Raw genomic sequence first — 13,346 nt, 5'->3', positions numbered from 1 at the left:
AAAACAGATATATCAGGCATTTATCAACTTATAGGAGTATACCCACTTTGTCGAACCGGCAACGGTGATACCATACTGTAGGGTGACAATACTCTATCGTCAAAGTAATTTTTAAGAAAAAACAAACAATAACAACACATTAAGAAATATATAACCACGCCATCGCCAAAACGAAAAGCGTTATTGGCGATTCTTTTAATATTGGAAACAGTTCTTTCTTGTCGGAAACAAAAGGCTTCCTTCTAAATCCCGCTACTCCTCGTGCAGGTCCAGCAACGACATCAGTCGCAACCGGTCCTGACTATCTTCCAGCAACTCTGCCAGTAATTCGGGCAGCGGCAGACTGCCCCAGCGAATTGCCCGACGCAGCAGGTAGGACACCGGGCTGTGCGGCTCGGTCCGGGCCAGAAAATCAGCCACCTCGGCCAGAGACTCGAACGCCTCGGCGCGCGACCGGATCGGCCCGCGCAGAACGGTTTCATCGACCATCGGGGCCGCCTCCTGTTGTTCTGTGGTCAGGGAACCGCCACTTTCCGGCTCGATATGGGCCTGCTCCCCGGCAGGGTCGGACTCCACCGGGTCAGGCTCCGGTTCAGGCTCGGGAGGCGTCAGACTGATCCCCCGCTGAGTCAGATCGCGGTCAATCTTGTCCACACTGCCCTGCAAAACGGTGCGCAACCGGGCAAATCCCGGCTGCTGGTTCAGCGGCAGATGCAGCCCCAGCACCGCCTCCAGATCCTGCAGGGCGATCAACGCGTCGTTGAGTCCCCGGTGACAGGCCAGCAAATGCTCTGCCGGTGTCTGGCGCAGTGCCTCCAGAATGTGGGCCAGCATCGGCACCCGCCGACCACCATCACGGGGCAGGGTGTCCTCGTCGTCCGTGTCCGGCGCTGCCGCATCAATGTCGGCGTGGGAAAACGACGGATCATCATCGGACAGCGACAACGGCAGGCGGGCCACGGTGCGCGCCAGCGACTCGTTCAGCCACGCCAGAGCATTGAGGCGGGCCTCGGGATCACCGTCATCATCCAGTTCCGGATGCAGGGTCGGCCACTGGCTCCGGCACAGTTCGACCAGCACCCGCAGCCCGCAGGCCAGTCCGCCAAAGCCATGCAGACGGGCCAGGGACTCGGTCAACCACAGCCCCAACTGCAAATCCTTGCTGCTGGTCTGCAACGCCTTCAGGGAGGCCTCTTTCACCGTCCGCCAATCGCCCGCCTTGACCGCCGTCTGCCAGATTCCCTGCGGCAGGTTGGGGTCTTCTTCGTGGCGGGCGGCGCGGATCAGGTCATAGGTGCCCTCATAGCGCAACGACTCGCCGCTGGGCCGCTCGCCCTCAAAGGGCATGGCCAGCGCCAGCGGATCAACGCCGGGATCACTGCCTTCGCCGGGACTGACCCGGTAGGCGAAACTGCGCAGTCGCAAGGTCGCCAACTGGCTCATCGCGGATATCCTCCTGTTGCAGGGACGGCAGCCAGCGATGACCCGCCATAGGGGTTGCCATAAGACGGGGCACCATAGGGCTGAACGCTGGCGCCTTGTTGCCGCCCCCCCCGTTCCGTCACCGGCGCCAGAACCGGGAAGTCCGGGACGATCAGCGTCTCGACCGGCGCCGCAGCCGGAGCCCCCGCCGGAGCCGGAGGCAGAACCGGTTGCAGGCCAAAGCGCAGGAATGCCGTCGTCCCCACCTGCCCGTTGGCCGCCGCATCCAGCGCACTGGTTGACATGCGTACCACCTGCTGGTTTTTGCTGTCGGCCTTTTCCGGCGTCACTGGCCGGGTCGGCACATGGAACATCACGATGTTCGGCTGCGGACGGCGGGCGGTATCAAACTGCCCCCGCTGCACCGACTGTTGCCGCAGCATCGTCACCAGCGACCACGGATCGGTATAGGAGAACACCGCCGTTGCCGGAGGCTCCACCGCAGGCCGGTTGTCGGCGGTGGCAAACGGCAGCGACGGGCTGTCCTTGGCCCAGCGCATCCGCACCGTCACCGGGTCGCCCCAGCGCCATTGCACCGGCGTTGACACCGACCCGGCCAAAGGCGCCAGCGGCGGGTCTTGCAGGGTTTGCGAGCCGACACTGACACTCCAGGTCAGGATCTGGTTGGCATTGACCTCAAAGGGACGATTGACGCGGAAGTCCACCGACAGGGTATAGGCCCCCGGTGGCTCACCGGGCTTGCTGGCCAGAATGGGGGTCATGAACGAGCGCACCGATGCCAGTTGCGCCAGAAACTGCTCGGCAGCGGCACGGGTGGCATAGGTCATGGTCCCGCGTGCCAGCTCCTGCTTGATGCCCGGCTCCAGCATGTCGTACTCGGCAAAGAAGCCCTTGACGTCTGCCGGGGTCGCCGCCCGCAGGCCGTTGCCATCCAGACTGTCGGCAAACGGATAGCGTCCGGCCAGCCGTTCATTGAACAAACGGGCCACCCGGGTATAGGACCCAGCCAGAATCCCCGTCCCACCGTTCAGTTCATCACAGCGCGCCCACACATCTTCCAGCAGGCGGTTCTTCTGGTTGAGGAAGTAATCATCCGACGCCTGCCCCGGTCCCAGCGCCGCCAGTTTGTCACCGCAGTCGGTCACCGTCAGCCCGGCCAGTGTAAAGCGGACAAAGCTTTCCAGCTGGACCAGTGTCGAACCGGGCCGACGCTGATAATAGGAATCCACTTCCTGAAACAGCCGCTGCCAGCGGCGGACCAGCGGACGCTGGGCCATGCCGCGCCCGTTGTCGGTGGTGGCGAGCACGGTCAGCGCCGGTTCGGCATAATCGACCGCCAACCGGTGCGCCCGTTCCCGCTGGAAGGCGAGATACTGTTGCAGGGCAACGTCATCGACCGCGTTGAACAGAACGCCGGTGAGGGGCCGCAGGCCATCCCACATCTGCACCGGACTGAGGGCGTTATAGAGGGTGTCATTGCTCAGCAGGCCATCCACCCGCCCCAGCAGGTCATAGGCTCCGACCCCGGCGGCTTCGGCCAGATCGTCGCGCTGTACCACACTGCCCAGCGTGTTGAAGGCGGTCATCAGCACTGCCAGCGACTCGTTGGCCTGCTTCAGGTTGTTGACGTCGGACGCCACCACGCTTTCGACCGGCCCGCGCCAGGTCTCGGATACCGGTTGCTGTTGAATGGCGTGAGCAATCAGCCACAGCAGGTTGCTGGTCAGGCGCTGTTCGATGACCGCCTGCACCCGTGGCCGCAGACTTTGGGGGAAACGTGGCATGGCATCGCCCATATAGGCGTCGTAGTCACGCCACATGCCGATTGCCCGCTTCAGGCGTTCCAGATCCCAGGTGATCCGCCCCTGTACCTGCGGAATGACCTCGGCAGGAACGGCGGTCATGAAGCTTTTGTCAAACAGGGTGCTGAGGGCCGACGACAAGGCCATCAACGGCTGCGATACCGTCATGGTTCCACTGTCCCCGACCACCAGCAACGGGCCGGTGAGCGGCGAGTCATAGGCCGCCAGTTTGCGCTGGAACCGCCGCAAGGTGCCCTCGACATCGGCCACCACCCGATCCCGCACCCGTGGCCCGAGGAAATGGTTCTCGCCCATCCGGGCCACCAGTGCGGTGATATCGCCTTCCCGGCGCAGCTGGCCATCGGCGACCAGCCCCCACCACGGTTCACTCAGCAGGCGGTTCAGGGTGTTGGTCCCCTGCCGCACCTGCCACAACAATGTTCCCTGCGGGTCTTCGCTGCCGGTTTGCAGCTTGTACAGGTCACCGGCCAGCGTGCGCAGGGCCTCGGCCAGCTCGCCCTGCTCGGTCAGATCGTTCAGCACCATCCAGACCAGCTGCGACAGCCGCTCGGCGGCGGCACCGTCGAAGCGGTCGATGGCAAAGCGCCGCCGCCCGGTCCGTTCCAGCGCCGAACGCAGCAGGTCGGGGTATTTGCTGAATTCCGGCGGCAGTTCAAACCCCATCAGGGTGCGCACCAGATTCGACAGCTCCGCCGGACCGTCCGAACCGCTGAGGTTGTTATAGCGTTTGACGTCACTGTCGAGGGCATCCAGCGCATCCATGAAGCGGATCAGGGTGCTGAGCGAGGCCGGACGACCGCCTTCGCCACTCTGCGCCCGCAGGCCGGTCAGCGGCCCCTTGATCAGCTCGTCGGCCCGCTGGTCCAGCCGCAATTCCATCGCATCCAGCACGATGTGTTCAAAGCCGAGCGCCAGAAAACCGGCAATGTCATCTCCGGCACTGCTGAACCACGAACTGGGGATGAACGGCGTCCCCAGCGTGCTGGTACGAATGGTGCCCAACGCATCCAGCAGGGCGCGCGCCGCCTCCAGCTTGATTTCGGCATTGACCGCCTTCTGGATGGCAACCTTGGGAGGTGACGCCGCGCCGTTTTCCAGCTCATCAACATCACCCGACATCGGCACCGCCCGGTTGCCCTGACTTTGCCGCATGTCATCGCGGACAGCGGTCAGCGCCTGTTGCAGCGAGCCCAGATTCTGGTCCAGCGACCACGTCGACCACGCCAGCCCGCCGCACAGCGCCAGTCCAGCCACGCCCGCCGCAATCTGCATCCGCTGAACTTCGCGCCGGTCGGTGCCAAAACCGCCTTCCAGCGGGCGGGCTACCGCCCGTTCGGCAAAGATTTTACGGCGGAACAGGTGGCGAACCAGAATCGGGCGGGGCACAGCCCCTTCGACCGAAGCAATGGTGGCCACGTCGTCGGTGGCTTCGCCCAGAATGCGGGCGGTGGCATTGGCGATCAGGCTGTCCCGTTCCCCCGGCAGCGAACCGACGAACCAGACCCCACGGAAAAAGAACGATTCATGGTAGGCCGTCGGCTGGAACACCATCGACAGCATCGCCTTTAACGGCTGACGCAGGCGGTCAAAGGCGGCGGGGAACAACACCATCCCCGATGCCTTGGGGCTGCCCACCGGCAGGTCGGCACTCAGCGACACCTGTCCGCGGAAAATATCCAGCGACAGGCTGTCGAACACTTCATCAATCCAGCTTTGCAGATAGGCTTCGTCCAGCGCATGCGGATTGGACCAGCCAAACATCTCGCTGCGCCGCTCGGGCGGCATGGCCGACCAATAGCTGGTAAAGCCGTGAATCAGGTCGCACTTGCTGACCACCACATAGACCGGCAGGCGCAGACCCAGCTCTTCCTGAGCCACCCGCAGACGGCGATGGAAATCACGGCCCCGCTCCAGCAAGGCCTCGCGGCTGAGGGCGGCGGCACCAATCAGGTCTTCGGCAGAAATGGTCAGGATCAGGCCATTCAGCGGCCGCCGGGCGCGCACCCGCCGCAGCCGACCCAGAAACCGCCGCCACGCACCATCATGCCCGGCAGCGCCAGCCTGACGGGTTCCCATCAGCAAGCTGCCGGGAACGTCGACCACCAGACCATCGTCAAACAGCCACCACGTCGGCTCGTTGATCGCCCCTGCCCCGCCGTCGATCCGGTCCGGCCCCAGGTCCACCGCTTCCATGATCGCCGTTTTTCCGGCGGCGGGGGAGCCGATCAGGGCATACCATGGCACGCGATAGCGGCGACCGCCGAGAATCTTCAGCACATCGCGCAAGCCCAGCCCGGCCCCGGCAGGGGAGACCGGTTCATCTTCCAGCGACAACACCGGCGGTTCGTCGGCGGTCAGAGGGGCAGCAGCCGGTTCCGCTGGCGGCGGAGGCGGAGGCGGCGCGGCCATTGACGGCGGTGGCGCACTTTGCGCGCTGCTTTTGGCAACCTTGTACACATACAGGGCCAGCAGGATCAGGATCAGAACCCCCAGCACCGCCAGCGCTACCCCGATCGTCGGCAGGTAGGGCGCCAGTTGTGCCAGAAGGGACGGCGCAGCGGTCTCGGCCATGATCGCTCAGCCCTCCCCGATAATGGCGCGGACCGGGCCGGTCAGCCAGACCCACAGCCCGTGCGAGATCAGCAAATAGCCCAGCACAAAGATCACCACTGCCCAGATCCACGGACGGATGGCGGGTAAAAACTGCTCGCGGCCTTCATCCAGAGTATGGGCATAGCTGCTGGCAAACACCGGTTCGGACGGCAGCACTGCGGGCAATCGCAAGCCAATGAAATCGCGCAGTCGCTGACGATAGGTTTCAAGAATCGCTTCGCCATCCCCCCGATAGCGGCCCTTGAAGCCCAACGTCAGGACCATCAGGTAGATCGAGGCCAGTTCGATGTGCAGCGGGTCACCACCATCAAGCAGGGCGTCAATCAGGCGGAACACCCGCTCGCCGGAAATCGAACTGCCAAACAGGCGGGTTTCCACCAGCGTATCCCGCCAGACCAGACGGCCTTCCCACTCGACTTCATGCAGGAATGTTTCATCGGCCAGCGCGGCCATCATGTACTTGGCATCGCGATAGATCGCCGCACCATAGGCTCCGCCCAGACGGGCGGCCTCGGCGGCCCCTTCTTCCAGCCGCTGGCAAATCTGGCGGACCATCCGTTCCACCAGATCGACCGGCTTGCCCGCTGGCAACGGCGAGGCCATCGCCGGAGAGGCGGCAGGCGGGATGATCAACGACGGCGGAATGGGCGACGCCGAAACGGAAGAGGGGGGAACCTGCTGCGGGTCAAGGGCCGCGTCGGCACTCAGGCCAGTGAAACTCACCCCCTGGTCGGCACGGGCTCCGGCGGCGCGGGCTTCGTCGACCAGCAGGCGGATTCCGGCGTAAAAGGCCCGGAACTGAAACACCAGAAACCCGGCTTTGCGCCCATCGGGCAAGGTGGTCAGCCCGGCCAGCGGCATCGCCTCGGGCAAGGGTTCGGCATCGGGCGGAACCAGACCGGGCCGCAACACCGGCGGCAGATGGGGCGAGGGCGTACCGCTCATGATCGCCTATCCTTCCTGCCGGAGCACCGATGGTTTGGTGGGGGCGGTACCATCGCCAATCGGGACGAACAGCACCACTTCAGCCGGGGCATGGTGGCCGCGCAAATCAGCCCGATTGATGATCACCAGCGGCTCTCCGGCCTGAATGAAGCCGGGGTCATAGATCAGGGCAAACAGCGTCTGCCCCCGCCCCGGCATCACGCCCAGAGCCTCGTCACGGTCAATCACCTGCCGCTCGGTCCCGCGAATGCGGCGTGCCCCGATCGACTGCACCTGACTGGCGGCACCAATAATGGCGTCTTCGATCCACTGGATGGCGTCGGTATCGGACTCCCCGGCCCGCCGCCGCACCCCGATCACCATCCGGCTGGACAGCCAGCTTTCGCGCAACGGCAGGCTGAACGAGCCCTCGTGCATGCGGAACGGAACCGCCATGCAGGTTTCGTGCACGCTGTCGACCATCCGCCGTCCGAAATCCAGCGCCCGGCCAAAGGTCGCCATCAGGTCATGGTGATCATAGGCGGGCAAAACCGGCGGCATCAGTTCCGGCGACAGCATCGCCAGCTTGCCAACCACGCCGCACAGCGCCACATAGAGGGTAAAGGGATGGGCCACCCCACTGCCCAGCAGGGCCTCGAACGGCGGCAGGTCCGACACCAGCGCCGCCACGATTCCGCGCGTTTCGCTGATCATGTGGTCGGCGGTCGCCGCCGTCGGTGCCCGCACACGATCAACCAGATAGGCAGCTTTTTCCCGCAGGCGCCGGGCCAGGGCCTGGCATTCCATGCCCAACAGCGACAGAGGCGACACCCCCAGCACCGGCGGCATGTAATCATCCAGCCCCAGGGCTTCCTCGCGCACCGTTACCCGTGCAATCGGCATCGCCACATAGGCAGGGGGCACGTCATCATCAAGGATCAGGCGCGGACGCGGACGCAGGCGGGGAATCAGAACCTCGCCCTCGCCGGTGTTCATGTCGGCCACCGGCCCGCCATCGACCGAGCTGTACCGCTCCAGTTCGCCCTTGGCGGCGGCGGTGGTCCGCTGGACCGGCACCGCCAGATAAACTGTCCGGGGGCGTTCGCGGATGGCGTCTTCATGGGGAGACAGATCAAGCGACAGGTCTTGCCCGTCCAGCGGATGGCTGACCAGCAGCCCGTCCGGCAGGATCGCTTCAAGGTCGCTGAGACGGAAGACTCCCCCCACCAGCATCGCCTGATCGACCTGCAACCGTCGTACGCCCCATGGATAGGGGGCGGTGGCAGCCACATGATACTGCAGCAACAGATCCTGCCGCAGGAAAGCCTGTTGAAAATGCTGGGGGGTCAGCAGCATGCCTTCATGCCACTGTACAGCCTCGGGCACCTTTGACGGCGGTTGGCTCATTGAAGGCTCCCCATCGCCTGGATGTCCATCCGCATCCTCCCCATGTCACGGGCGAGAGCCCGTATGTGTTTTAACAGGCCAGAGCCTGTCTGTGTTCCGGCTTCCCTGCCGCCCCGGCGTCAGAGTTACCCCTGTTGTCTTACGGACGAGCCAAGCCTTTCCGGCCAAATACCCGTCTCTTTTCCTTACCTTTGTTTGCGTTATACGCCCGTTCCCCCCGCGCCATGAAACGAAGCATCACAATCATGGCTCTTTGGAGACGTTTTTTTACTCTTTTCCCGTAACGACAAAGCCGTCCCGCTGTAATTGAACGACAACAGACGACAATTTCGTCACCCGCGCCCGGTGGTCGCCCGGCGTGCGATAATTGGCAAACACCAGAACGCCATAGGCCGAACCAGTGTCGGCCTGAATGTCCTGGGTCGGGACAACCTGCCCCGGCACAACCTGCCAGTTCCACGCCTTCCATCCTTTCGGATAGTCCAGTTCGAACTGTCGCCGCTTGCTGAACCAGTCGCGGGCCGGCATCGCCAGCAGGGTCTTGAGCAGGTCACTGTCATAAACCGCCACGATATCCAGCTCGATGGCAGAATCCTGATTGGCATCCGGGGCAATCTGTAATGTCACCCGGGCAGTTTCGGCGTGCTGCAGGCTGTCACTGCTGCAGGCGGTCATCCCCAGCATCGCCAACGCCATAACGGCTGCAGAGACGGTCAGGCGCTTTGTCATGGCAAACGGTCCTTCCACACCGGCATTTGCCCCACCAGAGGAACCCACGCCTGTTCCTGCGGCAGGACGGTCATGTATCCCCCGCCGCGGACTTGCTCCAGCAGGGGTTTCACCGCGCTGTTGCGGCCATCGGGCCCGAATCGAACCGAGCCGAACAGGGTTTCCATGTCGGTTTCCGCCAACGCCCGGCGCAAGGCTGTCCGGTCGAGCTTTCCGGCCCGCTCCAGCGCCTTGGCAATCACCACCAGCGATGCTGCCGCCTGCGCCGCCTGATAGGTCGGCTCGGCCCCAAACGCCACCTCGAACGACGACATGAACTGGGTCGAATGGCCCCAGTAGGGATCAGCATAATCCGCCAGCCCGTCCCACTGCACCGGACAGACGATATATTCGGCTGGCGTTCCCAGCTTCTCCAGCCCGGCGGCCCGGCAGCCACTGACCGCCAGCATGTCAATATTGATGCGTTTTTCCGCCAGACCCGTCACGAAGTTGCGGGTCATTTCGGCATCGTTGGCCGAAAAGATCAACACATTCGGGTGTTCCCGCTGCACCACCTCAAACAGGGACGACAAATCCGCCGAGCGGGACAGGACCTGAACGAAGGACGCCGGAATGCCGGTGCGCTGCAATTCACTTTCGGTCCACGCCCCGATGGCCCGCCCGAACAGGTCATCCTGATAGGCAACCCCGACCCTCATGGCATGCCCCGCCGCCATTCGGCGCGCCGCTGCCTCCAGCACCGGGGCGAAATAGCCGTTCGCCGCCGAGCCAATGCCGAACATCCATTGCTCGTCGCGCACACGGTGCAGGGTTGGAGCCGCCCCAACCGCATTCAGAACCGGCAGGCCAACCTTTTCCGCCTCGTCCCGCACCTCCAGCACCATGTCGCTGGAATAGGGGGCGATCACCGCCATGATATCCGGGTCCTTGGCCAGCGCCGCAGCCTGTTCACGGGCTTTTTCAACCGTCGAACGGTCATCGACGAACACCAGTTCGACCATCACCTTGCGATCATTCAGCGCAATCCCGCCACTGTCGTCAATCCGCTGGGCGGTCAGTTCCAGCGCCTGAGCCATTGGCCGCGAGGGCAAGGCCAGCCGCCCGGTGCGCGAGGTCACCACCCCGATCCGCACATAATTGTTGACCAGCACGCTGGAGGTCGGGGGCGCAGAGCGGGGGGCCGGAGCCGGTTGGGGCTTTTTGGCCCATGCCGGGGTCATCATCCCCACCCCGGATGCGGCCAGCACGGCTCCGGCCAGCACGGCTCTGGTCAGCGTCACCACGGCCCGTTTCCACCACGGCCTGCCGCAGTTTCCCCGGCTGTTTCCTGCCATCAGTCGCATGCCCGTATGCCCCAATCCCTACAGTACGCCGCGCCAGGGCATCCCGGCTGCGCGGTAACAGTGGCGGTTATTGATTGTGCAGCGTAGGTATTCTAGACTACATGTCGATCGATATCAAAACACTCTGCCATACAAGACATATGTAGGGTGCCATTCACCGTCCCGTTGTATCGCATGGCTTTTCAGACCACCAGAGACCTTGTGACGCCCGGGCGACCTTCGGGCCTGTTCCCTGCGCTCCACCGGGCCGCCGCCCCCCTGTCAGGAGTCCCCGTAATGACCGCCGCTGCCCAGGTTGCGTCCGGCACTCCCCCGCCACTGGTCACACCTGACAGGTCTGCGACTGAAACCGTTGCGGGTGCCCCGGAGGACCGGCAAGCCCCGTCTCCCCGGTCCTTGCCCCTGACCTCCACAACCGTCTCCATCATCGGGGGAGCGCTAGGGATTTCCGCGCTGGCGCTGTTTTCCGCCGGGGTATTGACCGGAGTGTTCCTGTCAGCCAGGGGAGCCCCGCTGGCCGCGTTGCGTGAACTGCGGGAGGCCACACCAATGGTTGCTTCTGCGCCGCAGAAAAGCGGGCCAACCCGCCCCACAGCCCCGGACACGACAACCGCCACCGCCACCGATCTCGCCGACGCCGAAATGGCGGCACTTCCGGCAGAAAAGCATGGCGGTGCAGACACAACTGCCCCGACAGGCCTGCTGGCAGCCCATGCCGCCCCGGTAGAAGACAACAGCCTCGAGTCGCTGCCCCGAAACCGGGCCTCTGGCCTGAGTCACGGCGGCTATACCTTGCAGGCTGGGGTGTTCGACACTGCCGCACAGGCCACTGACCGCCAACGGACCATCGCCTCGCTGGGGCTACCTGCCCGTCAAAGCCGGCAAACCCTCTCTGATGGCCGGGTGATCCATGTGGTGTCCGTCGGACAGTACCCGGACCCGGTGCAGGCAACCGCCAGCCGACAGGTCTTGGATCGGATCGGAATCGACGCTACAGTCGTCCCGACGGACTGACCCGCCCCCCCTTGCCAGCGGATGGCCATGCGCCCTTCCTTTAGTGACCTTGACCGCATCGACATCAAACGCTGCGAACAGGCGGACCCGACCGCCGTCGGGCGCAGCGGAACCAGCGTGAGCATGGGCAGCGCCGTTTCCCTCAGCCATGGCAGCCGGTTCCGCCAGATGTTGACACGCCCACGGCTGGAGGTCACCTGCGACCTTGCCGGGGACCCACGTGCCAGCACGGGTGCGAAAACAGGAACCGGGACCTGAAGGCCCCGGTTTCCACTTTTCGCACAATGCTTTTGGCAACACTTTAACGATGCATCGAACTGACCTGGCTGCTCAGCGAGTTCAGGGATGAGGACAACGAAGAAATCTGGCTGTTGGCCTGCGAAGCCCGTTCAGAGGCCTGAGACGCCTTGTCTGACGCCTGAGAGGCCTTGTCTGAGGCCTGAGAGGCGCGGTCCGCCGCCTGCGCGGCTTTGTCCGCAGCCTGTGATGCCTTGGACAAGGCATCGTTTGCCGTCCGGGCGACCGCCTGCAGGTCGCTTTGCGACACCCCGCTGCTGCTCCCGCTCGAAGACCGCGCCTGGGTGCTGAGGGAGCTCACTGACGATTCCAGCGACGAAACCTTGCTGCTGACCTGCGACACCTTGTCGGCAGCCTGTGCCGCCTTGTCTGCAGCCTGCGATGCCTTGTCAGAAGCCTGCGATGCTTTGGACATGGCTTCGGTTGCCGTGCGGGATACCGCCTGCAGGTCGCTTTGCGACACGCCCCCGCTGCTGCTTCCACTCGAAGAGCGCGCCTGAGTGCTGAGGGAGTTCACCGACGATTCCAGCGACGACATCTTGCTGCCGAGCTGCGCGATCTTGTCCAGCGCATCCGCGGCCTTTTTCGACGCCTGTTCGGCAGTCTGGGACACCGCCTGTAAATCGCGCTGCGTCACCAGCACTTGTGCAGACTGGATACCAGCTGTTTCCGACGGAATCCGACGCTCCATGTCCTGCATCTGAGACGTCATCTTGTCCAGCGTCCGCCGCAAGAGGGCGTTTTCCTGCTCCAGACTGTTCAGGCGCGACGTCACCTCGGGGGATGTTGCAGGCCCGCTGGTATTGACCGACGAGCTGACCGAACGATCAGCAGGCTGCCCCTGCAGCACACGGATTTGCGTATTGACGTCCCGCAGGCTGGACCGCCGCAGATCGTCCAGCGCCAACAGGGCCTGCGTCCAGTCGCCATTACTGCGGCTCATCGCTGCGGCGGCACGGTCGCAACGGGCCTTTGCCTCGGCAGCCGAAACATCGGCAATTGTTTCAACGTTTTTCGCGCACAGCGCAGCGTCGCCTCCGGCAGCTTCGGCTGCAGTGGCGAGGAAAACCGAACCCACGACCGCCAGAGCGGAAAGAACACCAGATCTCATCGTCGTTTTCACCATCGTTAAGGTTCATCCCTCTTCTGGAGATGGAACCGATGCAGACGATTATTCCTATACGGGAAAAATGGCGACAAGCAGATCCGTAAGGTGTTCTTTTCAAGGCAAGCTACCGCAGGTGAGGGATCACACAGAGCGAACGGCCACCACCATGTCCAGTTCGACCGGAGCCCCCCGTGGCAGCTCGGCAACACCCACCGATGTCCGGCTGTGCCGACCACGGTCCCCCAGCCGCTCGACAAGGCGATCAGAAGCCCCGTTCATCACCTGTGACTGTTGGGTAAACCCCGGAGCCGAAGCGACATAGCCAACAATGCGCAACACCTGCACGATGTTGTCGTCGCCACCAACGGTCTGACTGACGGCGGCCAGACACAGGTCGGCGCAGAACGCCGCTGCCTGCTGTGCGGTCTTCAGGTCAACCTCGGCCCCCACCTTGCCAACGCACAGCAGGTCTTCGCCCCGCCGAGGCAACTGGCCACTGACATAGGCGATACCGTCATGAACAATCACCGGCAGATAGTTCCCGCCCGGCCTGTTCAAGGGGTCGTTGTTCTGGTCGTGGGACATGGTGTCTTCTCCGACAAGGAAAGGATGCGACGCGGGAACATCTCCCGCATCGCAAGCCCG

General features: G+C 63.9%; 10 protein-coding genes. 2 read left to right on the top strand and 8 right to left on the bottom strand.

What is annotated here, in order from left to right:
* Positions 1 to 252 precede the first annotated feature (252 nt).
* From tssA to BW995_RS05165, 6 genes are all read right to left on the bottom strand, one after another.
* On the bottom strand, positions 253 to 1,443 hold the full coding sequence (tssA, locus tag BW995_RS05190) for a type VI secretion system protein TssA (protein WP_076399132.1): 1,191 nt from the start codon (positions 1,441 to 1,443) through the stop codon (positions 253 to 255).
* Positions 1,440 to 5,837: a type VI secretion system protein gene (locus tag BW995_RS05185; RefSeq protein WP_076399131.1), complete on the bottom strand. Its 4,398-nt coding sequence runs from the start codon at positions 5,835 to 5,837 to the stop codon at positions 1,440 to 1,442. The genes tssA and BW995_RS05185 overlap by 4 nt, the downstream gene beginning before the upstream one ends.
* Positions 5,838 to 5,843: 6 nt before the next feature.
* Complete coding sequence (locus BW995_RS05180; RefSeq protein WP_076399130.1) at positions 5,844 to 6,824, bottom strand: DotU family type IV/VI secretion system protein; 981 nt, start codon at positions 6,822 to 6,824, stop codon at positions 5,844 to 5,846.
* Positions 6,825 to 6,830: 6 nt separating this feature from the next.
* Positions 6,831 to 8,210: a type VI secretion system baseplate subunit TssK gene (tssK, locus tag BW995_RS05175; protein WP_076399129.1), complete on the bottom strand. Its 1,380-nt coding sequence runs from the start codon at positions 8,208 to 8,210 to the stop codon at positions 6,831 to 6,833.
* Between the two features lie 267 nt (positions 8,211 to 8,477).
* Positions 8,478 to 8,939 carry a hypothetical protein gene (locus BW995_RS05170; RefSeq protein WP_084194600.1) on the bottom strand — a complete coding sequence of 154 codons (462 nt, stop codon included), beginning with the start codon at positions 8,937 to 8,939 and terminating at the stop codon, positions 8,478 to 8,480.
* Complete coding sequence (locus BW995_RS05165; protein WP_175616992.1) at positions 8,936 to 10,273, bottom strand: amino acid ABC transporter substrate-binding protein; 1,338 nt, start codon at positions 10,271 to 10,273, stop codon at positions 8,936 to 8,938. The genes BW995_RS05170 and BW995_RS05165 overlap by 4 nt, the downstream gene beginning before the upstream one ends.
* Positions 10,274 to 10,558: 285 nt before the next feature.
* Here BW995_RS05165 and BW995_RS05160 point away from each other — a divergent pair, with 285 nt between their 5' ends.
* Both BW995_RS05160 and BW995_RS05155 read left to right on the top strand, forming a co-directional pair.
* Positions 10,559 to 11,296 (top strand): SPOR domain-containing protein, encoded by a 738-nt coding sequence (locus BW995_RS05160; protein WP_076399127.1) that lies wholly within the window; start codon positions 10,559 to 10,561, stop codon positions 11,294 to 11,296.
* A gap of 27 nt (positions 11,297 to 11,323) precedes the next feature.
* Entirely contained in the window at positions 11,324 to 11,554 is a 231-nt protein-coding gene (locus BW995_RS05155) for a hypothetical protein (protein WP_139332771.1), read from the top strand.
* 43 nt (positions 11,555 to 11,597) lie between these two features.
* Here the strand turns inward: BW995_RS05155 and BW995_RS05150 are convergent, their stop codons facing one another.
* On the bottom strand, positions 11,598 to 12,704 hold the full coding sequence (locus BW995_RS05150; RefSeq protein WP_139332770.1) for an alanine-zipper protein: 1,107 nt from the start codon (positions 12,702 to 12,704) through the stop codon (positions 11,598 to 11,600).
* 138 nt (positions 12,705 to 12,842) lie between these two features.
* On the bottom strand, positions 12,843 to 13,286 hold the full coding sequence (locus tag BW995_RS05145) for a RidA family protein (protein ID WP_076399124.1): 444 nt from the start codon (positions 13,284 to 13,286) through the stop codon (positions 12,843 to 12,845).
* Positions 13,287 to 13,346: the final 60 nt, after the last annotated feature.

The sequence above is a fragment of the Insolitispirillum peregrinum genome, assembly GCF_900156605.1.
GTDB lineage: Bacteria > Pseudomonadota > Alphaproteobacteria > Rhodospirillales > Rhodospirillaceae > Insolitispirillum > Insolitispirillum peregrinum.
Note: the sequence above shows the minus strand (reverse complement) of the source record. Positions and strands in the feature narration are given on the sequence as shown.

What these genes read in the sequence shown, in the direction of transcription:
- tssA (WP_076399132.1), bottom strand. Translation starts at nt 1,443, where the DNA reads ATGAGCCAGTTGGCGACCTTGCGACTGCGCAGTTTCGCCTACCGGGTC.
- BW995_RS05185 (WP_076399131.1), bottom strand. Translation starts at nt 5,837, where the DNA reads ATGGCCGAGACCGCTGCGCCGTCCCTTCTGGCACAACTGGCGCCCTAC.
- BW995_RS05180 (WP_076399130.1), bottom strand. Translation starts at nt 6,824, where the DNA reads ATGAGCGGTACGCCCTCGCCCCATCTGCCGCCGGTGTTGCGGCCCGGT.
- tssK (WP_076399129.1), bottom strand. Translation starts at nt 8,210, where the DNA reads ATGAGCCAACCGCCGTCAAAGGTGCCCGAGGCTGTACAGTGGCATGAA.
- BW995_RS05170 (WP_084194600.1), bottom strand. Translation starts at nt 8,939, where the DNA reads ATGACAAAGCGCCTGACCGTCTCTGCAGCCGTTATGGCGTTGGCGATG.
- BW995_RS05165 (WP_175616992.1), bottom strand. Translation starts at nt 10,273, where the DNA reads ATGGCAGGAAACAGCCGGGGAAACTGCGGCAGGCCGTGGTGGAAACGG.
- BW995_RS05160 (WP_076399127.1), top strand. Translation starts at nt 10,559, where the DNA reads ATGACCGCCGCTGCCCAGGTTGCGTCCGGCACTCCCCCGCCACTGGTC.
- BW995_RS05155 (WP_139332771.1), top strand. Translation starts at nt 11,324, where the DNA reads ATGCGCCCTTCCTTTAGTGACCTTGACCGCATCGACATCAAACGCTGC.
- BW995_RS05150 (WP_139332770.1), bottom strand. Translation starts at nt 12,704, where the DNA reads ATGAGATCTGGTGTTCTTTCCGCTCTGGCGGTCGTGGGTTCGGTTTTC.
- BW995_RS05145 (WP_076399124.1), bottom strand. Translation starts at nt 13,286, where the DNA reads ATGTCCCACGACCAGAACAACGACCCCTTGAACAGGCCGGGCGGGAAC.